Origin of the sequence: Sphingosinicella sp. BN140058 (assembly GCF_004135585.1) — a bacterium.
GTDB lineage: Bacteria > Pseudomonadota > Alphaproteobacteria > Sphingomonadales > Sphingomonadaceae > Allosphingosinicella.
In genome coordinates this window covers 889,685-912,769 of the sequence record NZ_CP035501.1, presented here as the reverse complement: position 1 = coordinate 912,769, position 23,085 = coordinate 889,685, and the positions used below count along the sequence as shown (strand labels likewise).

Annotated in this window: 18 protein-coding genes; 9 read left to right on the top strand and 9 right to left on the bottom strand. The window is 66.7% G+C overall.

Annotated elements, in window-relative coordinates; all coding sequences use genetic code 11:
- Positions 1-1,823: 1,823 nt before the first annotated feature.
- Positions 1,824-3,020, bottom strand: a complete 1,197-nt coding sequence (locus ETR14_RS04180) for a hypothetical protein (protein ID WP_129383505.1) — start codon at positions 3,018-3,020, stop codon at positions 1,824-1,826.
- A gap of 996 nt (positions 3,021-4,016) precedes the next feature.
- Between ETR14_RS04180 and ETR14_RS04175 the strand changes: the two genes are divergently transcribed.
- Positions 4,017-4,766, top strand: coding sequence for a hypothetical protein (locus ETR14_RS04175; RefSeq protein ID WP_129383504.1), 750 nt, complete (start codon positions 4,017-4,019; stop codon positions 4,764-4,766).
- A 406-nt stretch (positions 4,767-5,172) separates the two neighbouring features.
- Here the strand turns inward: ETR14_RS04175 and ETR14_RS04170 are convergent, their stop codons facing one another.
- The 6 genes from ETR14_RS04170 to ETR14_RS04145 all read right to left on the bottom strand — a co-directional run bounded on the left by ETR14_RS04170 (position 5,173) and on the right by ETR14_RS04145 (position 11,884).
- Positions 5,173-5,559, bottom strand: a complete 387-nt coding sequence (locus tag ETR14_RS04170; RefSeq protein WP_129383503.1) for a type II toxin-antitoxin system VapC family toxin — start codon at positions 5,557-5,559, stop codon at positions 5,173-5,175.
- On the bottom strand, positions 5,556-5,849 hold the full coding sequence (locus tag ETR14_RS04165; protein WP_129383502.1) for an AbrB/MazE/SpoVT family DNA-binding domain-containing protein: 294 nt from the start codon (positions 5,847-5,849) through the stop codon (positions 5,556-5,558). The genes ETR14_RS04170 and ETR14_RS04165 overlap by 4 nt, the downstream gene beginning before the upstream one ends.
- A gap of 782 nt (positions 5,850-6,631) precedes the next feature.
- On the bottom strand, positions 6,632-8,689 hold the full coding sequence (locus tag ETR14_RS04160) for a phosphocholine-specific phospholipase C (RefSeq protein WP_129383501.1): 2,058 nt from the start codon (positions 8,687-8,689) through the stop codon (positions 6,632-6,634).
- Positions 8,690-8,761: 72 nt separating this feature from the next.
- The gene (gene pip, locus ETR14_RS04155) at positions 8,762-9,658 is read right to left on the bottom strand and encodes a prolyl aminopeptidase (protein WP_243455754.1); all 897 of its coding nucleotides are present in this window, start codon (positions 9,656-9,658) and stop codon (positions 8,762-8,764) included.
- Between the two features lie 47 nt (positions 9,659-9,705).
- Positions 9,706-11,079, bottom strand: coding sequence for a glutamate--cysteine ligase (locus ETR14_RS29055; protein ID WP_129383499.1), 1,374 nt, complete (start codon positions 11,077-11,079; stop codon positions 9,706-9,708).
- Positions 11,080-11,122: 43 nt separating this feature from the next.
- On the bottom strand, positions 11,123-11,884 hold the full coding sequence (locus tag ETR14_RS04145) for a 16S rRNA (uracil(1498)-N(3))-methyltransferase (RefSeq protein ID WP_129391291.1): 762 nt from the start codon (positions 11,882-11,884) through the stop codon (positions 11,123-11,125).
- An 85-nt stretch (positions 11,885-11,969) separates the two neighbouring features.
- Here ETR14_RS04145 and ubiA point away from each other — a divergent pair, with 85 nt between their 5' ends.
- The 4 genes from ubiA (at position 11,970) to ETR14_RS04125 (ending at position 16,157) form a co-directional block, all read left to right on the top strand.
- On the top strand, positions 11,970-12,884 hold the full coding sequence (ubiA, locus tag ETR14_RS04140; protein WP_129383498.1) for a 4-hydroxybenzoate octaprenyltransferase: 915 nt from the start codon (positions 11,970-11,972) through the stop codon (positions 12,882-12,884).
- Positions 12,885-12,916: 32 nt separating this feature from the next.
- Positions 12,917-14,263 carry a TldD/PmbA family protein gene (locus tag ETR14_RS04135; protein WP_129383497.1) on the top strand — a complete coding sequence of 449 codons (1,347 nt, stop codon included), beginning with the start codon at positions 12,917-12,919 and terminating at the stop codon, positions 14,261-14,263.
- Positions 14,263-15,024: a 3'(2'),5'-bisphosphate nucleotidase CysQ gene (locus tag ETR14_RS04130; protein ID WP_129383496.1), complete on the top strand. Its 762-nt coding sequence runs from the start codon at positions 14,263-14,265 to the stop codon at positions 15,022-15,024. The genes ETR14_RS04135 and ETR14_RS04130 overlap by 1 nt, the downstream gene beginning before the upstream one ends.
- Positions 15,025-15,119: 95 nt before the next feature.
- Positions 15,120-16,157 (top strand): retroviral-like aspartic protease family protein, encoded by a 1,038-nt coding sequence (locus ETR14_RS04125; RefSeq protein WP_129383495.1) that lies wholly within the window; start codon positions 15,120-15,122, stop codon positions 16,155-16,157.
- Between the two features lie 158 nt (positions 16,158-16,315).
- Here ETR14_RS04125 and ETR14_RS04120 read toward each other — a convergent pair whose 3' ends face one another.
- Positions 16,316-16,753, bottom strand: a complete 438-nt coding sequence (locus ETR14_RS04120; protein ID WP_129383494.1) for a CoA-binding protein — start codon at positions 16,751-16,753, stop codon at positions 16,316-16,318.
- 40 nt (positions 16,754-16,793) lie between these two features.
- On the bottom strand, positions 16,794-17,759 hold the full coding sequence (locus tag ETR14_RS04115; protein ID WP_129383493.1) for an Mrp/NBP35 family ATP-binding protein: 966 nt from the start codon (positions 17,757-17,759) through the stop codon (positions 16,794-16,796).
- 72 nt (positions 17,760-17,831) lie between these two features.
- Between ETR14_RS04115 and hflK the strand changes: the two genes are divergently transcribed.
- The 4 genes from hflK (at position 17,832) to ETR14_RS04095 (ending at position 23,083) form a co-directional block, all read left to right on the top strand.
- A complete protein-coding gene (gene hflK, locus ETR14_RS04110) occupies positions 17,832-18,941 on the top strand; it encodes an FtsH protease activity modulator HflK (protein WP_371416743.1) in 1,110 nt (369 codons plus the stop codon).
- Positions 18,938-19,798, top strand: coding sequence for a protease modulator HflC (gene hflC, locus ETR14_RS04105; RefSeq protein ID WP_129383492.1), 861 nt, complete (start codon positions 18,938-18,940; stop codon positions 19,796-19,798). The genes hflK and hflC overlap by 4 nt, the downstream gene beginning before the upstream one ends.
- Positions 19,799-19,908: 110 nt before the next feature.
- Complete coding sequence (locus tag ETR14_RS04100; RefSeq protein ID WP_129383491.1) at positions 19,909-21,468, top strand: Do family serine endopeptidase; 1,560 nt, start codon at positions 19,909-19,911, stop codon at positions 21,466-21,468.
- 136 nt (positions 21,469-21,604) lie between these two features.
- Positions 21,605-23,083: a helicase HerA-like domain-containing protein gene (locus ETR14_RS04095; RefSeq protein WP_371416742.1), complete on the top strand. Its 1,479-nt coding sequence runs from the start codon at positions 21,605-21,607 to the stop codon at positions 23,081-23,083.
- Positions 23,084-23,085: the final 2 nt, after the last annotated feature.

The window sequence follows — 23,085 nt, the reverse complement described above, 5'->3', positions numbered from 1 at the left end:
CGCTAGCAACAAACATGTGACAGTCGCTGCGTGACGCATGTCAGTTCCCTCTCAAGGTGCGATCTTGCCCGGAGAGTCGCATGTCAGCAATGGGTCGATCCCGCTGTAGGAGCCCGCGAAGGCCAGACGAGGGGCGAACGTCGGCCTGCCTCGAGAAAGCGGACGTAGGCCGCCGCGGCGCTTGCGGCCGCTTGGGACAGCCGGGCAGGGTGGAGAGCCGAAGTTCCCTACGCCCTAGGGCGCCGGAAGCATGCGGCTAGCGACCCGCCGCAGAGGCCGCCGAAGATCAAGCCCATGCCCGCGTTCACGTACCCACGAGCAGAAAAAACCTCTCGTGCCGGCGTGAGGAATAGGATGGCGAGGACCGCCCCTACGATTGCTCCCGCGAGGATCGATACGCCTCTCACCGCATCAGTCTGATCGAAATGACGAAGGTCTTCAACGGGTCGATCCGCGCTGTAGGATGGAGGACGCTCCGGACCAGGCGCGAACGTCGGCGTGTCGCGCGCAACCGGACATCGGGCGCCGCGGCCTTCGATCGCGCCGGGAACAGCCGGATCGGGTGGATTCCAGACATTCTGATGAAGCCCTGTTTCAGTCTGCGGCTTGCCTCGCACATGCTGGCGCCGCCGGGAGGCCTTCTCCAACAAAGATGCTGCCGTCGGAGGGGCATGATACCAACACCTGCTCTATGCGAACTTGGCAGTCCTGGGTCAGTAACCCTGCTTCGGTAAGAAGCCGTGGGTCCGTCCGTTTGCGGCCAACAAATTCAAGCCAGACCGTCGGCTCCTCGACGGGTCCCTTCCACTGTGCTTGAGCTTGCCACTCGCGATTTGCCCTCTCCGTCATAGCGACGCCGCACGTGCGCCATCGCGACTTGCACTCCGCCGGAGCACCGCACTCAGTGAAGTCGACATCATGCGGGCTGAAGGACAGAATACCTGCGAAGCGCGCCTGTCCACCATATCCCTCTAGCGACGTGTCGAAAGGCGTTTCCGAAGCTTGGGGCGAGCAGCCTGCAAGAAGGACGGGGAGGATGAGCCGACATCGCATTGCGGAGAGATATGCCGGGGCACGTTGCGGCGCCACTAGAATTGGCGAATGCGAGACCGACACCAACATGATAAAGGACGTACCTCAGTCGAAGGTCCGCTTTGGGTCGATCCGCGCTGTAGCCCCCTGATCCTGCCGGTGGCGGCGCGATCGTCAGCCTGCCTGGCGTAAGCGGACGTAGCCTGTTCCCGGCGCCGGGTGCCGCCGGGAACAGCCGAATCGGCTGGAAAACGGACCTAGCCGTCAGATCGAGCAAGGGGGGTGCACGCCGCACAGGCCGCGGACCCGATGGGCGCTGCGAGGCCAGTCGTCGCTGTCAACGCACCGCCGAAGCGAGGTGCTTGAAAAGAGCCGGAGCCCCTTCCCGAAAGCAGCTCTCGACGAGCAAGCCCTCCATCGGCTGAAGCAGAATGGCTCCGGCGAGGAACCAGACAACAGAGCTGATCAGGCGGCCCCAATGCGCAGTGGGCTGGTCAGAGTCGGCCTTGGGTGCACCATAGTACTCGTCTGCATGACTGTAATGGGTCGGCGCGCGTCGTAGCCCCCCGATCTGGCAAATCTAAATGCCAAGGTTAGGCTGCGGCGCGAACGCTGACTTTCGCTGCCAAGGCAGGCGATTTCACCGGGAACAGCTTAGTCGGGCGGTCTCCCGGGCATGGCGCTGTCCGGCGTGCTGTCGATGTTGCAGAAAAATCAAGTTCTAAAATCCTTGACGTCAGTTCTAAGCCATTCCCTTCGGCCAAGTAGAATAGATGACCGCGTCAACATAATTATTCCGTCCCCCAGAGTGCCGTGAGATTAAGGTATTTCCGATGAACAATCGGAACAAACACCCAGAACTTCTGAGATTCAAAGTCCCAGAAGCCCATGGGCGCCTTGATCGGGACCTCCTCGTTGCCGCTATCGATCAGCAATCTGACCTTTGTTACGCAACGCTTCCAAAGCTCATCGTCGGTTGCGCTAGCCGTTTGGACGTCACACCAGCGCCCACCGACCCTCGCGTAGCTTTGGTCCCAGTTCGCCCCTCCCGTGGTCCAGACGCCATCTTGACCCAGTGCCATCGGGCTGGGGTCCAGTGTCGGCGAGGCCACGGGTTTGGGAACAAACTCGGTTTTTCGGTGTGCGCAATCCGGCGGAACATATTTCGACAACAATGCTCGCAAATCAGAATATGCGAACAGCTCACACGCACCAAGGACTTGATCCGCGCGCAACGCCAGGAGCCTCCGCCGCAGAGGATGCTCATCGGTCCCCGAGATTGGGCCTCTCTCCTGCAAGAAAAATGGGCTGAAGACTAATGGGGTGAACATGGTCGCCGTGTTGGTGCCAGGAGCATTGGCGAAGATCTTATTCAACAAGGACTGGGATCGTCCTTCTCCTCGCCTCGGATCGGCTCCATCACGCTTTCTCACTTCATACTTGAGCAGCGTGATGCCTTGCCGCGTAACGAAGTGCGCGCCTCGAGCAGCAAGCTGGACCACCTCGTATCGGCTGGATGTTCTGAGATCGTCGATGATATGTAGTTCAGGCCCCATGTAGTCGAGTCCAAGCTCGCGGGATCCATAGGCACGCTCCTGGCAAAGGCCGCTAGACCCGCCACCCTCGTTGTCGATGATGACTGCACCTGTTCCAAATCGGGCGACCACCGGATGCTTAGGTACGTAATAGGTTCGGTCGCCCGCCGGGCTGGACCTAGCCTCGCATGCAATAGTCGCCCTGACAGAGTGGTTCTTCGCCCCCCATTCGAATTTTAGATCAAGAGAGGTGACCATCTCAGGAGGTGCGGCCTTGGAGCAGGCAGGAACCAGGAGCAGAATGAGGCTGGCCAGCAAAGACGTCTTGATATGACCAGCCCGCAGCAGGTGGTGACGCGAAGGAAGAGACCCGCGCCACCGCAGGGCGCGCGATTTTAGAAGGCTGCATACAATCGCTTGCCTCTCCTCGTCGCCTCTGATCGAAGTCGTCACCGTAGTCTCCTAGTGAGAGAGGGCTTACCGGTCTCGAGGTGATGTCCGCAAGTCGGCCCTTCCTGCCGTTCCGGCCCAATGGCTACGTCATGTTTGGGTCGCAGGCGGCTGTAGGAGCCCGGGCGATGTCGGCCAGGCGCGAACGTCCGTCTGTCGCGTGCAACCGGACGTTCGCCGCCGCGGCTCGCAATGGCGCCGGTAACAGCCGAAACGGGTGGAAAGGCGACGTTCGCAATAGGGGTGCAGCGATGCGGAAATGGTGCTGTTTAGTCCATCCGCCCGATCGTAAATTGCGCGACCCGACCGTTGTTCAACGCCACCGATACACGAACATCCGTGTTGCTGCCGTTCGGACCAACGCAGGAGTAGGTGCCTTCAAGGAGAGCAAATGGACCGCCTCTAAGCCATGGAGGGGAGTCTTCGCTGTTCAGTTCCGCAGCAGGTGGAAGTGGCTTCGTCTCTAGCGATCCCACGCGGCACGTGTTTAGCCACTTCGCCTGCGGCCGAACCTCTCTCAGGAACCGCGAGTATCTATCGCCGATGTCTCCAAGCACAATCACTGCATCCGTGGTGACCAGTGCTCTCGTGGAAGCTGGGCGATTGGCGAAGGCTTCCAGAAATGTTCGGGCTACGTGCGTTGGGTCGGAAGCCGATAGACCTGGCGAGGCCGGCGCTAACGCCGGTGCCAGTGCCAATCCTGATGCGATCACGCTGCCGACGCCGAACTTTCCCATAGCGTCTCTTCGCATCGACTCTGGATGTCCGCAATGGGTCGGAGCACGTCCTAGGCCCCCACATGCACGCGCCGGCGGCGAAGGTCAGGGTGTCGCGCAGAAGCGGACCTTCGCAGGGTCGCCTGCCATCGCGGCGGTAACAGCCGGGTGGGGTGGAAACCAGACATTCCTGATGGCAGGGATGCGCCCGTGAAGTCAATTGGCGTATGGCTCTCAGCGGCTGGTGAGTTGTTCAGTTTGGCGGTCAACTGCCCGTGACCCCATGCTCGATTTCGAGCATAGCGGCGCGGGAATGGTGAGACGTAATGATACGGTGGTAACCATGGTGATGCAGGGTTCGGAACTCACAGTCGGTCAAATGTTCAAGGAGGCACCGGAAGGACAGATCTCCACATTCGGAATGACGATCCCTGTTCCCAGCGAAGAGCGCTACTATCGAGTGCGGCAAAGTTTCGATTATCGGCCAGCGCGGCTCGACTGGGCTAACAGGCCGTCAATGGAAGCATCCCCGTGGAACGGTAGTCGGACCACCGCCCGAATTCCGCTGGCGATCCTGCCGGTTCCCGATGTCAGGTTTAAGGGATCTTCGAAGGATGTTGTAGATTTCTATCATCCCGATCAAGACGTGTTCTTCATCTCCGATGCGCTGTTCCGGCAAATCGAGCAGGTCGACCCCGCATCGCTGGAGCACGTCGAATTCTACGTTCAAGCGAAGGATGCGAAGCTGCCGTTCCACGCAGTGATGCCGCGTCGTGTCATCGAAGCGGTCGATCCGCGGCGAACCAAAGTGGTCATCAAAGACACGTCCTACGGCTTCCGAGTTGTCAAGTTTCCTGATGGTGTAGTCTTCAATGGTAACGACCTCCAAGGCGTGGCTTCATTCTCGGATATTGATGCGGGAGGCTGGTATTGGTCAAAGGACCTCGTCGACATGGTGCAGTCACGCGGAGTGCGCGGGTGTTACCTGCAATCTGTGGCCTCCGTGCCGCCGCGGGAAGTCGCCCGGCTGTAGTCCGTTAACGGCCGGCTCCGGAATACGAAGAGTTCGCCCAGCGTGGAAGCCGGTAGCTGGGCCTATGCAGCGCCCCGGGCCATTCGCAATGTCCGATTAGGGTCGCACCCGGTTGTAGGAGCTTGGCCGACCTCGGCTCGCCTCGATTGTCGGCTTTTAGTGAGCAACCGGACCTTCGCGCTCCCGTGAGAGTCGACGGTTCGCTGGACTCCGCCGAGGGACGGCCGCGTTCGTTGCGCCTGCCCGGATCTCCGAGGTAATGTCCGCTTCGGGGTTGCACAGCGGACATAAGTCGACGTGCCGCGGTATGTCCTATTTAGGGGTGCATCCGCGACGTAGCAGGCGGCGATCGCGAATGTCTCGAATGGGGGAGGAACATTAGGAGCGGAGAGGAGCGCCTTGTCGCCTAGCGGATGTGCTCGATCTTGAGGTTCTTCACTTTGACCTTCTTCCAGTCGCGATCAGCTGTCAGAGCCGGCGCGCCGAGCTGCATCGCCAACGCAAGGCAGGAGCGATCGCCGAGGCCGCGCCCAAATTCCTTTGTCTGCGCGTGCAGTGCCGCGGCGGCGTATGCGGCTTCGACGTCATGGGCGCGAGCGTCGAGGCGTAGCTCGTTCAGCAACTCGCGTACGGTAGGCTCATCCAGGCCGCTCAGGAGCAGCTCTTTGACGACCTCCTGAAGGTTGACCGCCGAGATCGCGGCACGTCCGATATGGGGCACGACCTTGTCGGCGCCCGGCTCATCCCGGACAAGCGCCAACACCGCGGATGCATCGAAGACGACCGAGGTCACTTGGATACCTTCTTCGGACCTGGAGCATCAGCGTCGCTTGTGTCCGCGAGCGCTTCCGCTTTCCGGTCGCTCAGGAAGTCATCGGTCGTACGCACCGCCTTGGCATGTTCCCGGTAAAGGGCTTGCGCGCGAGAGACACCGCGGGCGATCGGCGACAGTCGCACTTCGTCCTCCTCGATGGTGAGGATGACCTTCGTGTCCCCGTGTAGGCCCATAGCCTTCCGCACCGACAGGGGCAGGACCATACGGCCATTGCTGGCTACCTTGATGTCTATGGTTCTTATCGTCACCTGCTACGTACCTCACCCATGCCACAGCGCCTAAGGTACCGGTATGGGCCAGGTGGCACAAGATCGCACGATGCCACGTGCGGTCACGAGGCGCATGGCGGTCGCAGCGCCGTCAATATGCTCGACAGCATCGGCAAGGACGAGGTTCTGCTCGCCGAACCTCGCCGGGAGTGATCGATTGTCGTGGCAGACGCTCGCATCGGATCGAGCGGATACTGGCTTGGTCGCGACCTGCACTAGTCCTGCGATCGCATCGCAGGTTCTTCTGGACTCTCAGCGCGGCCGCGCATGGTCACGACCCCAGCTTGCACTTCGACGATGTTCGTGCTATGTTCTGCAGTTGATGGCTGCCGTTCTACGCCGTCGTGCATGCATTTCCTCTTCCGCCGGGCACAGGGCCTGTCTTTGAAGGGAGGGGACTGGATGATGAAGTCGAGTGGCGGGAGCGCGGGGTGGCCTTCCGCCGCCGTTCCTGCTTGCCTCTGTCGGCGGCCAGATCTCGCGGGAATCAAGAGACACCAGCTCGCCGCTGGTGGTGTCCCACCCGTCTCCAGCGCTTACCGCGAGAAACTTCCGTATTTACGGTCGATACGGTGCCGGCGAAATGCCAGCCGTGCGCCGGACGGAACCCCAGGTGCAATCCGGACATGAACTCGGTCCAGGCGCGCCAATGCGGGTGCCGGCGCAATCTACCTGTGAAAAACGTCCGTATTTACGGTCAATACGGTGGTCGTTCACGGCAACGGGCGAGCGGCCCGCCTGCTGCATTCGAGCGCCATCGCTCAAGCGCCGGTCTCTAGTCGCCCGGCGATCCTCCGGGCGAAGCGCGGCGCGGCGGGGCTGGTCAGGAGGAGATCGTACCAGCCCTCCGTCGCATCGAGCGACCAAAGCGGGGTCCGGGCGCTGGTGCCGGGCCAGGCGGCATGATGCGCTGCGTGCCGCGCGGCGGGTGAAACGACGAAGGCGGCGGGATCGGCGCCCTTCAGGTTGATCTGCCGTGCGCCCCGGTCCAGCTCCCACGACAGGCTGCCCGCTATCGCCGCATCGCCGGCGTCGCCGACGAAGTGGCGGTGGAAGCCGTTCGGGCCGAGCACCCAGAGATCGTAGCCGCCATCCGGCCCGTGGCTCTCCCAGACGCCGGTCAGTTGCTTGCCGCCCTCCACCGTGTAGCGGCGCGGCAGGCGTTCCAAAGCGTGGCGGTCGTAGACGTGAAAGACCGCGCCGGTTGCGCCCCGGGCGTGGAAGGTGAGGCGAAGGGTGCCGCCGGCGCGGGCTTCGCCGACGTCGAGATCGTAGGGGAGGGGGCGAGCCGGCCTGGTGCCCGGCTCTTGCCGGAGCGGCTGCGCCTTCGCGGGCGCCGCCGGGGCCACCTGACCCAGGATCGCGGCGGCCCGGCGGGCGGCGGGGCGCGGGTCGGGCAAGGCGGCCGGGCGGCCTCGATTGGGGTTGGCGAAGTCGAAAGCGGAGGTGAGGTCGCCGCAGACGGCGCGGCGCCAGGGCGAGATGTTGGGCTCGGCCACGCCGAACCGCCGTTCCAGGAAGCGGAGGACGGACGTGTGATCGAACACCTCCGAATTGACCCAGCCGCCGCGGCTCCACGGCGACACGATGTAGCAGGGTACGCGCGGGCCGAGGCCGTATGGGCGGCCGCGCAGCTCGGCGAGGTCGTCCTTGGCGTCGGCCGCGCTCGCCACGTCGTGATAGTCGCCGGCGGTGGTGACGGTCGACGCGCCGGCGAGGCCGCCCGGCGCGTCGGGGTCGCGCGAGGGCGGCGCCGGCGGCGGGACATGATCGAAGAAGCCGTCATTCTCGTCGAACATCACGAGAAGGGCGGTGCGGCCCCACACTGTCGGGTCGGCGGTGAGCGCGTCGAGCACCTCCGCGGTATAAGCGGCGCCCTGGGCCGGGCTCGACGGGCCCGGATGCTCGGAGCCGGCGGCGGTGGCGATGATCCAGGACACTTGCGGCAAGGTTCCGGCGAGCGCGTCCGCACGCAGCCTGTCGAGCCCGCGCGTGGTCAGCGCCCGCTCCCGCAGCTCCGCGTCGGCGCCGGCGGCGCGGTCCTGTGCCGCCCGATAGGCGGCGAAGCCGACCAGGGGATTGTCGGTGAAATTGTCGGCCATGTCCTGGTAGATGCGCCAGTCGATCCCGGCCGCCTGCAGCCGCTCGGGGTAGGTGGTCCACGTGTAAGGTTCGGCGGCGCCGCCGTCCCTGGGGAAGCTGTCGTGCGAATTGGCGATCGCCGGGCCGCCGTGGCGGCCGGCGGGATCGTTGGTGCCGGTCCACAGGAACAGCCGGTTGGTGTTGGTGCCGGTCTGCGCCGAGCAATGATAGGCGTCGCAGATCGTGAAGGCATCGGCGAGCGCGAACTGGAAGGGCAGATCCTCGCGGCGATAATGGCCCATCGCACGCTCGGTCTTGTGCGCCGGCCAGTCCGCCATCCGGCCCTGGTCCCAGGCGCGCTGCGCATCGGGCCAGCTGTGCGGCGTTCCCTCCATCCGCATCAGCGCCCAGTCGCTGGCGGTGGCGAGGTGGAAGGGGGCGACCCGGCGGGCCCCCGGCCCGGTGCCGGCCGCCTGCTCCCAGATTGTGCGAGCGTCGCCGGGCAGCGGTATCGGATGCGGATCGGCGAAGCCCCGCACCCCGCGCAGGGTGCCGAAATAATGGTCGAAGCTCCGATTCTCCTGCATCAGGATGACGACGTGGTCTACGTCGCGGATCGTGCCGGTGCGCACGTCAGCAGGAATGGCGAGCGCGCGGGCGATCGACGGCGGCAGAGCGGCGAGAGCGGCGGCGCCGAGGCCGCCTTTCAGCAGGGTGCGGCGGGGAATGGAGGTCATCGCCGGCGGCGTAGCAGGCGCATGTGACACTTGCCGCCGCGCTTCGCCGCGGTCCGGCGCCCCGTCACCCGCTCAGGCGAACTGGTCGGTGGCGCGGACCAGGCGATCGAGGATGCCGGGCTCGTTATAGCTGTGGCCGGCATCGGGGATGATGTGGAGCTCGGCCTCGGGCCAGGCGCGGTGCAGGTCCCAGGCAGTGACCGGCGGCGTGCAGGCATCGTAGCGTCCCTGGACGATGACGCCGGCTATGTCCCTCAGCTTGCCGGCGTCGCGGAGCAATTGCCCTTCCTCCATCCAGCCGCGATTGACCATGTAGTGGTTCTCGATCCGCGCGATCGCGACGGCGAAGCGTTCCGCGGTCACCGCCGCGACGAGGTTGGGATCGGGCATCAGCCGGACGGTCGAGCCTTCCCACGCGCTCCACGCCTTGGCGGCGGCGAGACGCGCCTCGGCATCGTCGCCGGTCAGCCGCTTGCGATAGGCCTCCACCAGATCGCCGCGCTCCTCGTCCGGGATCGGCGCGAGGAAGGCTTCCCAGGCGTCGGGAAAGATCGACGCGGCGCCGTCCTGGTAGAACCAGTCGATCTCGCGCTGGCGCATCGCGAAGATACCGCGGAGCACCAGCGCGCTGGTCCGCGTCGGATGGGTCTCGGCATAAGCGAGCGCCAGGGTCGATCCCCAGCTGCCGCCGAAGACCAGCCATTGGTCGACGCCCGCCATCTCGCGAAGCCGCTCGATATCGTCCACCAGATGCCAGGTGGTGTTCGCCTCCAGGCTCGCATGCGGGGTCGAGCGGCCGCAGCCGCGCTGGTCGAACAGCAGCACGTTCCAGCGCCGCGGATCGAACAGGCGGCGGTGATCCGGGCTGCAGCCCGCGCCGGGGCCGCCGTGCAGGAAGACGGCGGGCTTGCCCTCCGGATTGCCGCTCTGTTCCCAGTAGAGGCGATGGCCGTCGCCGACGTCGAGCATGCCCGATCGGTGCGGCTCGATCGGCGGGTAGAGGGTGCGGAGCGCGGTCAGAAGCTCATCTCCTCGTAGACCCGGGAGACGTCCCCGCCCCAGGCGCCATGATAATGATCGAGCAGCAGCTGCGCCGGACTGGTGCCGCGCTTGACGATCTCGCGCAGTGGCCCGAGGAAGCCGGTCTCGTCGTCGCCGGCGCCGTTGAGGCGTGCGCGCGCCTTGAGTCCGGCCTCGGCGATGTCGAGCACGCGGGCGCCGAGATCGCGCAGGCTCTCGCCTGACGGTGTCTTCGCCTGCAGGCCGCGCTCGGGCACCGCGTCGCGCAGCTGCTGGCGTTCCTCCAGCGACCAATGCTTGACCTCGTCCCAGGCGGCATCGAGCGCGCCCTGATCGTAGAGCAGGCCGACCCATAGAGCGGGCAGCGCGCAGATCCGGTTCCAGCGGCCGCCATCCGCGCCGCGCATCTCGAGGAAGCTCTTCAGCCGCACTTCGGGGAAGGCGGTGGAAAGATGATCGTTCCAGTCGGAAAGCTTCGGCTTCTCGCCGGGCAGGACCGACAATTCTCCCTTCAGGAAGTCGCGGAAGGAGAGGCCGGCGGCATCGATATAGGCGCCGTCGCGATAGACGAAGTACATCGGCACATCGAGCGCATAGTCGACATAGCGCTCATAGCCGAAGCCGTCCTCGAACACGAAGGGCAGCATGCCGGTGCGGGCGGGATCGGTGTCGGACCAGATGTGGCTGCGGAACGACTGGAAGCCGTTCGGCTTGCCCTCGGTGAACGGCGAATTGGCGAACAAGGCGGTGGCGAGCGGCTGCAGGGCGAGGCCGACCCGGAATTTCTGCGCCATGTCGGCTTCGCTGGCATAATCGAGATTCACTTGGATGGTGCAGGTGCGCAGCATCATGTCGAGGCCGAGCGTGCCGACCCGCGGCATGTGCCGCAGCATGATCGCATAACGCCCCTTGGGCATGGTCGGCAGCTCCGCGCGGCTCTTGTCCGGCCACATGCCGAGACCGAGGAAGCCGAGGCCGAGCCTGTCGCCGACCGCCTTCACCTGGTTGAGGTGCCGGCCCGCCTCCTGGCAGGTGAGATGAAGGTTCTCGAGCGGCGCGCCCGACAGTTCGAGCTGGCCGGCCGGCTCGAGGCTGACATTGCCGTCGGGCCCGGCGAGCGCGATGACGTTGCCGCCCTCCTCGACCGGGCTCCAGCCGAATTCGGTCATCGCCTTGAGCAGATCGCGGATTCCGCCCGGCTCGTCATAGGAGGGGGCGCGATGGTCGGCGCGGCGGTAGACGAATTTCTCATGCTCGGTGCCGATCCGCCAATCGGCCTCGGGCTTCTCGCCCTTGCGGAAGGGCGCGAGCAGGTCGTCCCGGCTCTCGATCAGCGGGTCCTGGCGGGTCGTTTCGGTGCGCGTCGTCATCGCCGCCCATCTAACGATGGTGACGCGCCCCCGCCAGCGGCTTTCAGCGGGTGGGCGATGCGGTCCAATCGCCGGCTGCCGCCATCCACACCGCCGCCGCGGCCAGCGCCGCCGTCTCGGCACGAAGGATGCGCGGGCCGAGCGCCACGCCGCGCGCCTGGGGGAGCGCCCGGATCGCGCTGCGTTCCTCGTCGGTGAAGCCGCCTTCCGGACCGATCAGGATGGCCGCGCGACCGCCGCCCGCTGCCGCCGCGGTCGCGAACGGCTCGCCTCCCGTCTCGTCGGCGAAGAACAGAATGCGGTCCGCGGGCCAGGCGCGCAGCATTGTCGTCAGTTTCTCGGGGGCGTCGAGAAATGGAAGCGCGGTGCGCTCGCATTGCTCGGCGGCCTCGATGCTGTTGGCGCGAAGGCGGTCGAGATTGACCCGGTCGACGATCGTGCGCCGGGTGACGACCGGCAGCAGCCGGGCGACTCCGAGTTCTGTCGCTTTCTCGACCAGCCAGTCGATCGGATCGCGCTTCAGCGGTGCGAACAGCAGCCAGAGGTCCGGCACCGGCTCGCGCGGGCGGAGCTGCTCGACGATGGTGAGCGTCACCCTTCTCTTGCCGGCCTCGGCGATTTCCGCCAGCCATTCGCCGGTGACGTCGTCGAACAGCTTCAGCTGCGCGCCTGGGGCGAGGCGGAGCACCTTGCCGAGATAATTGGCCGGGGCACCGTCCAGGGTGACGGCGGTGCCGGCGGCGAGCGGCGCCGCGACGAACAGCCGCGGGAGGCTCGACGGCGGCCAGGCGGGGGTTGCTCCCATCAGATGCGCTCCGTTGCTGCGGCCGCGCCGGGCGCCGGCCGATGCTTTCTCGACATTCGCCTGCTCTGGCGGCAAGTGGTCGGCCATGGCAACCACCGAGAGCGACATCGTCCCCGATTCCGAGCGCCGCGGTCTGATCGGCGGCCTGCCTGCGCCGCTCCGTCCCTATGCCTCGCTGATGCGGCTCGATCGTCCGATCGGTGCCTGGCTCCTGTTCTGGCCGGGCGCGTGGAGCGTCGCTCTGGCGGGGCTCGGCCCGAACGGACTGGCGCTGATCCTGTGGCTCGCGCTCGGCGCCTGGGCGATGCGCAGCGCCGGCTGCGTCTACAACGACATCGTCGATCGCGATCTCGACACCAAGGTCGAGCGCACCCGTCTGCGTCCGCTCGCCAGCGGCCGTGCCAGCCTCGCCGGTGCCTGGATGCTGCTGGTCGGCTTGAGCCTGATCGGCCTCGTCGTGCTGCTCCAGCTCGATCGCACCGCCCAGATCATCGCGCTCGGCAGCCTCGCGCCCGTCGCCGCCTATCCGTTCATGAAGCGGATCACCTGGTGGCCGCAGGCCTGGCTCGGCCTCGTCTTCTCCTGGGCCGCTCTGGTCGGCTGGCCGGCCGTGACCGGGGAGATCGGGACGATGCCGATCCTGCTCTACCTGGGATCGATCTGCTGGGTGATCGGCTATGACACCATCTATGCGCTGCAGGATCGGGAGGATGATGCCCTGGTCGGGGTGCGCTCCTCGGCGCTGGCGATGGGGGCGCATGCCCGGCTCGGGGTGACCCTGTTCTACCTTGCCGCTCTGCTGTTCTGGGCGGTGGCGCTCTGGCGCGAGAGGTCCGATGGTCTCGCCTTGCTCGCCTTGCTGCCGATGGCCCTGCACCTGTTTCACCAGACCCTCACGCTCAAACCTGCCGACGGCGACGACGCGCTCCACAAATTCCGCTCCAATCGCTTCGCAGGGTTGCTGATGTTCCTCGCCTGTCTGGTGGTCGGCACTTCCTAGACTTTGCGGCCTCGCCGCCCTACGTCGCGGCGATGTTGTCTCCCAAAGAAGCCGAAAGCCGCGCCGCCGATCTGGTCGAGCGCGCACGAAAGGCGGGCGCCGACGCCGCCGACGCCCTCTACGTCGCCGATTCCTCGACCGGGGTTCAGGTGCGCCTCGGCGCGCTCGAGGACGTCGAGCGGTCGGAGGGCGAGGAGATCGGCCTCAGGCTGTTCGTCGGGCGCCGCTCCGCCAGCGTCTCCTCCTCCGATCTGTCCGACGAGGCGCTCCGCGCCCTCGTCGAGCGTGCCGCTGCAATGGCGCGCGAGGCCCCGGAGGATCCCTATGCCGGCCTTGCCCCGGAGGACCGGCTGATGCGCGGCGACGGCCCGGACGTCGATGGCGACGACGGCCGCGATCCGCTGCCGACGGAATTGAAGCAGCGCGCGCTCGAGATCGAGGATGCCGCGCGCAGCGTCGCCGGCATCACGAACAGCGGCGGCGCCAGCGTCAGCGCCGGTCGCTCGGTGATCGCGCTCGCCACCAGCCACGGCTTCTGCCGCGGTTATTCGACCAGCGGCTATTCGGGCTCGGCCAGCGTCATCGCCGGCGAAGGTGCCCAAATGGAGCGCGATTACGCCCAGCACAGCACCCGTCATTATGCCGATCTCGACGCTCCGGACGCGATCGGCCGGCTCGCCGGCGAGCGTGCGGTCGCCCGCTTGAACCCGGCCAAGCTCGCCAGCGGCGCGCTGCCGGTGGTGTTCGATCCGCGCATCGGCAGCAGCCTCGTCGGCCATCTGATCGGTGCGATCACCGGCGCCGCGATCGCGCGCAAGACCTCCTTCCTGCTCGGCAAGGAAGACGAGGCGATCTTCGCCGAGGGGATCCTGATCCGCGACGATCCGCATCGCCCGCGCGGCCTGCGCTCCAAGCCGTTCGACGGCGAAGGCCTGCCGACCGCGGCCACCGATCTCGTCGCCGGCGGCCGGGTCACCAGCTGGCTGCTCGACAGCGCCTCGGCGCGGCAGCTCGGCCGGGCGCCGACCGGCCACGCCACCCGCGGCGTCGGCGGCTCGCCGGGTGCAAGCGCGACCAACGTCCACATGGCCGCGGGCACGATCCGTGTCGACGATCTGATCGGAGACATCGCGCAAGGCGTCTACGTCACCGAGCTGATCGGCCAGGGCGTCAACATGGTCACCGGCGATTATAGCCGCGGCGCCAGCGGCTTCCTGATCGAGAACGGCAAGATCGGTCCGGCGGTGTCCGAGATCACCATTGCGGGCACCCTGCTCGACATGTTCAGGCGGCTGGTGCCGGCCGACGATCTCGAATTCCGCCGCGCGGTCAACGTACCGACTCTGCGCATCGACGGCATGTTCGTCGCGGGCGCCTGATGCTCGACGCGGTCTCCCGCATCGTCCGTGAAGCCGGCCGGATCGCGGCGGCCCGCAACGGCGGCAGCTTCCGCCGCTGGGAGAAGGCGCCGGGCAATCCGGTTTGCGAGATCGACATCGAGGTCGACAATTTCCTGCGCGGCCAGCTCTCCGAGCTGGATCCGGAGGCAGGGTGGCTGTCCGAGGAAACGGTCGACGATTCCGATCGCATCGAACGCTCGCGCCTCTGGATCGTCGATCCGATCGACGGCACCCGCGACTATCTGCGCGGCCGCAGCGGCTGGGCGGTGTCGGTCGCCCTTGTCGAGGATCGAAGGCCGGTGCTGGGCGTGCTCGATGCGCCGATGCGCGGCGAGCATTGGCGGGCGGCGCGCGGGCAGGGGGCGTGGCGCAACGGCGAGCGCCTGCAGGTCAGCGGCCGCAGCAGCCTCCCCGGCGCGCGCATCCCCGCCGACCAGCTTGCCGCCGCCGATGCCGATCTGGTGCTGGTGCCAAAGCCCAATTCGATCGCGCTCCGCATGGCGCTGGTCGCGGCGGGCGAGGCGGATCTGGTCGCGACGACCAAATGGGGTTTCGAGTGGGACATCGCCGCCGCCGCCCTGATCGCCGAGGAGGCGGGCGCGCGGGCCAGCGGCGCATTCGGTCAGCCGCTCGCCTTCAACACGCCGCTCGGCAACGCCTTTGGCGTGCTCGTCGCGACGCCCGCAATCCACGCCGCGGCGGTCGAACGGCTGCGCGAGCGCGCGCTCGCCGCCGTCTGAATCGAGCTTCGTAGCGCGCTTTCCGGCTTTGGCCGCTTCACCTTTCGACTCCGCCCCGAATCAGGCGTAGTATCGCCGGGTTAGGAGAGCGACAAATGAAGCGTGTGCTGTTGTCAGCAACCGCCGCCTGCGCGGCCTTGCTCGTGTCCCCCGTGAACAGCCAGGCGCCGGTGCCCGGCATCGCTCCGCCGCCGGCCGCCCTGACGCCGCCGGCCGCCCCTACGTCGCCGCCGGCCGCCCCTACGTCGGCGCCGGCAGCGGAGGCGGTGCCGGAAGACGGCACGGTGCTCGGCTACGACGTCGATTACTTCCAGCGGATGACGGTGCCGGTGAGCATCGACGGCCGCGGCCCCTATCCCTTCGTCGTCGACACCGGCGCCGAGCGCACGGTGATCGCGCGGGAGCTCGCCAGCCTGCTCGATCTCACCAAGGGTCGGACGGCGCGGATGCACAGCATGAGCGAGGTCAGCGACATCGCCACCGTGATCATCCCCGAGCTCGAAGTGGGCGGCAAGCAGGTGCGCGAGATCCACGCGCCGGCGCTGGCGCGCCGCAATCTCGGTGCCGAGGGCATGCTCGGCGTCGACTCGCTCAAGACGCAGCGCGTGTCGTTCGATTTCGTGCGCCAGCAGATGACCGTCACGCCCTCCCAGAAGCGGCCCGAGAGCTGGTCGCGAGACGCGATCGTGATCACCGCGCGCAATCGCTTCGGCCATCTCGTGCTGGTCGATGCCGATGTCGATGGACAGAAGGTCTGGGTGATCCTCGATACCGGTTCCCAGGCGACGGTCGGCAACAGCGCCCTGCGCCGCAAGCTCGAGCAGAAGAAGCGCCTTGGCGTGACGATGCCGGTCCAGATGACCAGCGTCACCGGCGGCAAGATCATCGCCGACCAGACCGTGACCGGCAACATCCGCATCGGTGGTCTCGACATTCGGAGGATGCCGATCGCCTTTGCCGACGTGCACCCGTTCAAGAAGCTCGATCTGATGGACCGGCCGGCCTTGCTGCTCGGCATGGACGCGCTGATGCTGTTCGACCGGGTCTCGGTCGACTTCGCCAAGCGCGAGGTAAGGATGCTGAGTCCCGGCCGCTCGGAGCGGACGAACGGCACCTTGCTGGCGGCGCGGTGAGAAGGTGGGCCAGACTCCCAAGCCCTTGAACCGTTCGGCTGAGCCTGTCGAAGCCCAAACTTGCTCTTGCTCCGGCAGAATAAAGGGGCTTCGACAGGCTCAGCCCGAACGGAGCCTCACAGCGTATCAGTATTCCGCTTTAGCTTGCCGGCCGCGAGTCAGCCCGAATTCTGGATCCGCCCCACACCGAGCCGCGGAATGTCGATCTTCGGACACCGGTTCATGACCACCTTGAGCCCGGCCGCTTCGGCGCGCGCGGCGGCCTCCTCGTTGACCACGCCGATCTGCAGCCAGACCGATTTGGCGCCGGCCGCGATCGCCTCGTCGACCGCCTCGCCCGCGGCCATCGGGCGGCGGAAGATGTCGACCATGTCGATCGGCTCGCCAATCTGCGAGAGCTCGCGCCAGACATATTCGCCGTGGACGTGCTCGCCGGTGATCTGCGGATTGACCGGAAGCACCCGGTAGCCCCAATCCTGCAGGAATTTCATGACTCCGTAGCTGGGGCGATCCGGCCGATCCGACGCGCCGACCAGAGCGATCGTGCGGGTCGTCTCGAGCAGCGCCTTGATGTCGGCGTCGGCGGTGAGCGGCATGGATATCTCCGAACTGGTCCAGGGCTGCAACGCCGTGCGGCTACATCCGGTTCAATGCCTCGACGATCCGCGCCGCCAGCGTGCGGAAGATCTCGGCGTCCGCGCCTTCGCCCGCCGCCGGCGGCGTGCCTGCATCGGACGACTGCCGGATGTTGAGGGTCAGCGGCACCCGTCCGAGGAACGGGATGTCCATGACTCCCGCCGCCGCCTCGGCGCCGCCGGCGCCGAACGGATCGGAGACCTCGCCGCAATGCGGGCAGGCATAGCCGGACATGTTCTCGACGATGCCGAGCACCGGGATGTTGGTCTTGCGGAACAGGTCGATCGCTCGGGTCGCGTCGATCAGAGCGAGATCCTGCGGCGTCGACACGATCACCGCCGCGGTGGGAGTCCATTTCTGGACCAACGACAGCTGGATGTCGCCGGTGCCGGGCGGCAGATCGACGACGAGGATCTCGGTGTCGCCCCAGTCCCCCTCGATCAGCTGGCCGAGGGCGCCGGCCGCCATCGGGCCGCGCCAGGCCAGCGCCTTGCCGCCCTCGACCAGCTGCCCCAGGGAGAGCATGCGGATCCCGTTGGTCTCGACCGGAACGATCCGGTTGTCGACCGATTCGGGCTTCTCGCTGGTGCCGAGCAGGCGCGGCTGCGAGGGGCCGTAGACGTCCGCATCGACCAGGCCGACCTTCCGCCCGCCGCGGGCGAGGGCGATGGCGAGATTGGCCGAGACGGTCGACTTGCCGACCCCGCCCTTGCCGCTGCCGACGGCAAGGATGATCCGCTTCACCTTCTCCTCAGTCATCGCGATGCGCACGTCGGCGATGCCGGCCGCCCCGATCAGCCCGGCGCGGATCCGCTGCTCCAGGCCGGCACGCGCCTCTGCGGCAAGGCCGGTCGTGTCGATGACGAGGCTGGCGATACCGTCCTTCAGGCGGGCGGACTGGATGCGGCCTTCGGCATCGGCAATGCCGGCAAGGGCGGCTCGAAATTCGGCGTCGTCTTGGCTCATGACGCGCGAGATAGGCGAGCGTGCGCCGCTTGCCACTGTTTTTCCCGAGGGGCGCTACCTATAAAGGCCTTCATGAGCAAAAACTTCGGGTGGGGCGCGCGTCTCGGCGCCATGTTCAACGAGAATCGCGGCGGCCCCTGGGGTCCCTCCGGCAGCGGCGGTTCCGGATCCGGCGGCGGTGACGGCGGCGGCAGTGGTCCGCGCAGCCCGTGGGGCGAGCCGCCCCGCAAGCGCAAGCCCGGCTCCGGCCCGAGCGTCACCTCGCTCGACGACTTCCTGAAGAAGAGCCGCGAGCGCTTCGGCGGGCATCTGCCGCAGGGCGACGGCCGTCCCTACTGGCTTTACGGTCTCGCCGTCTTCGCTTTGCTGTGGCTCGCCTTCACCAGCTTCCACCGGATCGGCGAGCAGGAGCGCGGCGTCGTCACCCTGTTCGGCGCCTACACCCGCACATTGGGTCCCGGCATCGGCATCACTCTGCCCGCGCCATTCGAGAGAGTGGAGAAGGTCGATATCGCCGAGATTCGCACCGTCGACATCGGCTCGGCCGATTCGAAATCCGAGAATCTGCTGCTGACCGGTGATCAGAACATCATCGATCTTGCTTATTCCGTGCGCTGGGCGATCAAGGATCCGCAGCTTTACCTGTTCCAGATCCAGGATCCGGAAGGCACCATCCGCGAGGTCGCCGAGAGCGCGATGCGCGAGATCGTCGCTTCGGTGTCGCTCGACGAAGCGATCGGCCAGGGTCGCAGCGACATCGAGCAGCGGGTCGCGACCCGGATGCAGCAATTGCTCGACGCCTATGGCGCCGGTGTCAGCATCCAGGGCGTCGCGGTCAAGCAGTCGGATCCGCCGGCTGCGGTCAACGAGGCCTTCAAGGCGGTCACTGCCGCCCAGCAGCAGGCGCAGAGCTACATGAACGATGCCCGCGCCTATGCGCTGCAGCTGCGCAACAAGGCGCAGGGCGAAGCGGCCGCGTTCGACAAGGTCTACGGCCAGTACAAGCTCGCGCCCGAGGTCACTCGCCGGCGCATGTATTATGAGACGATGGAAAGAGTGCTCACCAAAGTGGACAAGACAATCGTCGAAGCGCCGGGCGTGAATACCTATTTGCCGCTTAACGATCTGCAACGTCGCACGCCGGCGCCGCAGGCCCAGGCGCAGGAAGGGACGCAACGATGAGCCGCGTCCTGCGCAATCCGATCGCCCTGGCGTTCGCCGCAATCGTCGCGCTGATCCTGATCGGCAGCACCTTCGCGATCATACCCGAAACCGAGCAGGCGGTGATCGTCCGCTTCGGCAAGGTCGATCGCACCGCGAATCGCTATCGCCCCGGCGAGACGTTCGGCGCGACCCGTGCCGGCCTGATCGTCCGCATCCCCTTCGTCGAGGACATCGTCCGTGTCGACAAGCGTATCCAGAGCGTCGGCATGGAGAATCAGCAGGTGCTCTCGACCGATCAGCTGCGGCTCCAGGTGGATGCGTTCGCGCGCTACCGGATCGTCGATCCACTGCGCATGTACATCACCGCCAAGCGGGCCGAGAATGTCAGCGATCAGCTGAAGCCGATCCTCGGCTCGGCGCTGCGCAACGAGCTCGGCAAGCGGCCGTCGGCGGCCTTGCTAAGCCCGGAACGGGCGCAACTGATGCAGAATATCCGCACCGCCCTCAACCGAGTCGCCGCCCAATATGGTGCGCAGGTGATCGACGTCCGCATCAAGCGCACCGATCTTCCGGAAGGCGCGCCGCTCGATGCGGCCTTCGATCGGATGCGCACGGCGCGCCAGCAGGAGGCACGCTCGATCCAGGCGCAGGGCCTGCGGGACGCGCAGCTGGTCCGCGCGGATGCCGATGCGGAAGCCGCGAGCATCTATGCCGAGGCGTTCGGCAAGGATCCCGACTTCTACGATTTCTACCGGGCGATGCAGTCCTACGAGACGACCTTCGTCAACAATGCGCAAAATCCGGACGCGGGCCGCTCCAGCGTGATTTTGTCGCCCGAGAACCAGTATTTGCGTGAATTCACGGGCCGTCGCTGAGCGGCGGCCCTATTCAATTCCGGTTCAGCCGCACCACATGATTGCGACCCAACCCTGATCACCCCGGGTTCCTGCCCGCCCGGGCAAATCTCAAGAGGAGGATTCCCATAGTGCGTTACGTTTATGGCCTGACCGCTGCCCTTCTGATCGGCGGCGCAACCGCCACTCTGACGGTCGGCCCGGTCGGCGCGCAGACCGCTCAGAACGAGCCTGCCAGCATGGCCGCTGCGGCGCCGCGGGCCGGGGCGCCGATGAGCTTCGCCGATCTCGCCGCGCGCTTGCAGCCCGCCGTGGTCAACATCTCGACCAAGCAGAGCATCCAGGTGAGCCAGTCGCGGCAGCTGCCGCCCGGCTTCGAGGAATTCTTCCGCCGCTTCGGCGCGCCGGTCCCCGAGGGCGGCGGCAGCGGCGACGAGCCCGCCACCCAGCGCGGCGGCTCGCTCGGCTCCGGATTCATCATCTCGGCCGACGGCTATGTCGTGACCAACAACCACGTCGTCTCGCCCTCGCGCACCGGCGCCACCGTCGATCAGATCACGGTGACCCTGCCGGATCGCCGGGAGTTCGAAGCGGAACTGGTCGGCCGCGATGCCGCGTCGGACCTCGCCGTGCTCAAGATCAAGGGCAGCAACCTGCCTTTCGTCCGCTTCGCCTCCGGCCCCGAAGCGGTCCGGGTCGGTGATTGGGTGGTCGCGATCGGCAATCCGTTCGGCCTGGGCGGCACCGTCACCGCGGGCATCGTCTCGGCGCTCCACCGCAACATCGGCGCCGGCATCTACGATCGCTACATCCAAACCGATGCGTCCATCAACATGGGCAATTCCGGAGGCCCGATGTTCGATCTGAACGGCAACGTGGTCGGCATCAACACCGCCCTCATTTCGCCGACCGGCGGCAATGTCGGCATCGGCTTCGCCATCCCGGCGGAGCAGGCAGCGCCGATCGTCGAATCGCTGCGCAAGGGCCAGCGCCCGCAGCGCGGCTACATCGGCGTCAGCCTGCAGGAGATTACCGAGGACATTGCCGATTCGCTGAACGTTCCGAAGAACCGGGGCGAGTTGATCCGGGGCGTGACGCCCGGCGGTGCCGCCGCGCGCGCCGGCATCCAGCAGGGCGACGTCGTGATCAGCGTCAACAACCAGCCGGTCACCCCGGATCAGTCGCTCGCCTATCTGGTCTCGAACCTCGACGTCGGCGCCAAGATCCCGATCGAGCTGATCCGCGGCGGCGAGCGCCGTACCGTCACCGTCACCGTCGGCGAGCGCCCGACCGACGAGGAACTGGCCAAGCTCAACGGCATCGAGAACGAGACTCCGGTGACGGAGCCTGCGGAATCGGAGCAGTCGACCGGCCAGAAGTCGGCGCGCGAGAGCCTGGGCGTCACCGTCCAGACCCTGACGCCGGAAATCGCGCGTTCGCTGCGCCTCAACGACGTCAACCTGCGCGGGCTCGTGGTGGCCTCGGTCAGCCCGTCGAGCGATGCGGCGAGCAAGATCCAGCAGGGCGACATCATCCTGTCGATCAACCAGCGCGCCACCCGCACGCCGGAAGAGGCCGCTGCGGCAGTCTCGGCCGCACGCGCTGCCGGCCGCAAGACGGTGCTGCTGCTGGTTCGCCGCGGCAACAATCCGCCAGCCTATATCGGCATCGCCCTCGCCGGCGCGCGCTGACCTCGGCTGAGCTTCCCGGTTCTGGGTCGGGCATTTGCCCGATCCGGGCAGGGGAACCGACATCTTCACCGAAGACGGCTTGCCGCTTCTCTCCCGACCGGGATAGGAGCGGCATTTCGTTTGTGGAGACAGGCTGTTGGCGAGTGACGCGATCCTCATCGGTGCGGCGCAAGGTCGCGCGCAGCAACTCCTTCTCTCGCGCGCCAACCGGCACGGTCTGATCGCAGGGGCGACCGGCACCGGCAAGACGGTGACCCTGCAGCGCCTGGCCGAAGGTTTCTCGGCGGCGGGCGTTCCGGTCTTCCTTGCCGACGTGAAGGGCGACCTGGCCGGCATCGCCATGCCCGGATCTTCGCAGGCGGCCACGCATGCGGCGCTCACGGCCCGTGCGGCGGAGGTGGGGCTCGCCGATTTCTCTTATGCCGGAAACCCGGTTACGTTCTGGGATCTTTACGGCCGCCAAGGCCATCCGGTTCGCACCACCGTAAGCGAGATGGGGCCGCTGCTGCTGGCGCGCCTGCTCGATCTCAACGAGACCCAGGAGGGCGTGCTGGCGATCGCTTTCCGGGTCGCCGATGAGCAGGGCTTGCTGCTCCTCAACCTTGAAGATCTGCAGGCACTGCTCGCTTACGTCGGCGAGAATGCGGCGGCGCTGACGACGCGCTACGGCAACGTCACCAAGGCTTCGGCGGGCGCCATCCAGCGGCAATTGCTGCAGTTGGAAGCTCAAGGCGGCGACCTGTTCTTCGGCGAGCCGGCGCTCGCCATCGCCGACCTCCTAGCGATCGACGAGAGTGGGCGAGGCATGATCAACCTGCTCGCCGCCGATCGGCTGATGACGAGCCCGAAGCTCTACGCCACCTTCTTGCTGTGGCTCCTGTCCGAGCTGTTCGAGGATCTTCCGGAAGTCGGCGATCTCGCCAGGCCCAAGCTCGTCTTCTTCTTCGACGAAGCCCATTTGCTGTTCGACGACGCCCCGAAGGGGTTGCTCGACACGATCGAGCAGGTCGTGCGGCTGATCCGCTCCAAGGGCGTCGGCGTTTATTTTGTCACCCAGAACCCGGCGGACATACCGGACGCGGTGGCGGCACAATTGGGCAATCGCATCCAGCACGCTCTGCGCGCCTTCACGCCCAAGGAACAGAAGGCGTTGAAGGCGGCGGCCGACGGGTTTCGCCCCAACCCGGCGATCGACGTGGCGGCCGTACTTCCCGCTCTCAAAGTCGGCGAGGCTTTAGTCTCCACCCTCGACAGCGAGGGCGCGCCGAGCCCGGTCGAACGGACCCTGATCGCACCGCCGGGCTCCCGCCTCGGGCCGCTCGAAGATCGCGAGCGTGCGCTGCTGATCGCGGCATCGCCCCTCGCCGGCAGGTATCAGGAGCCGATCGATCGGGAGAGCGCCGGCGAGATCCTGTCCGCGCGTGCCGAAGCCGCGGCAGAGGCGGCGGCCCGGGCGAAGGCGGACGCGCGGCCCACTCGGCAAGGTCGCGCCAGCCCATCCTTTCAGGACGAGATGGTTCGCGAGGTCGGCAAGGCGGTGAAGCGGCAGGTGGTCAACCGCATCGCCGGGTCGCTGGTGCGCGGCCTCCTTGGCGGCCTGTTCAAGGGGAGGTGAGA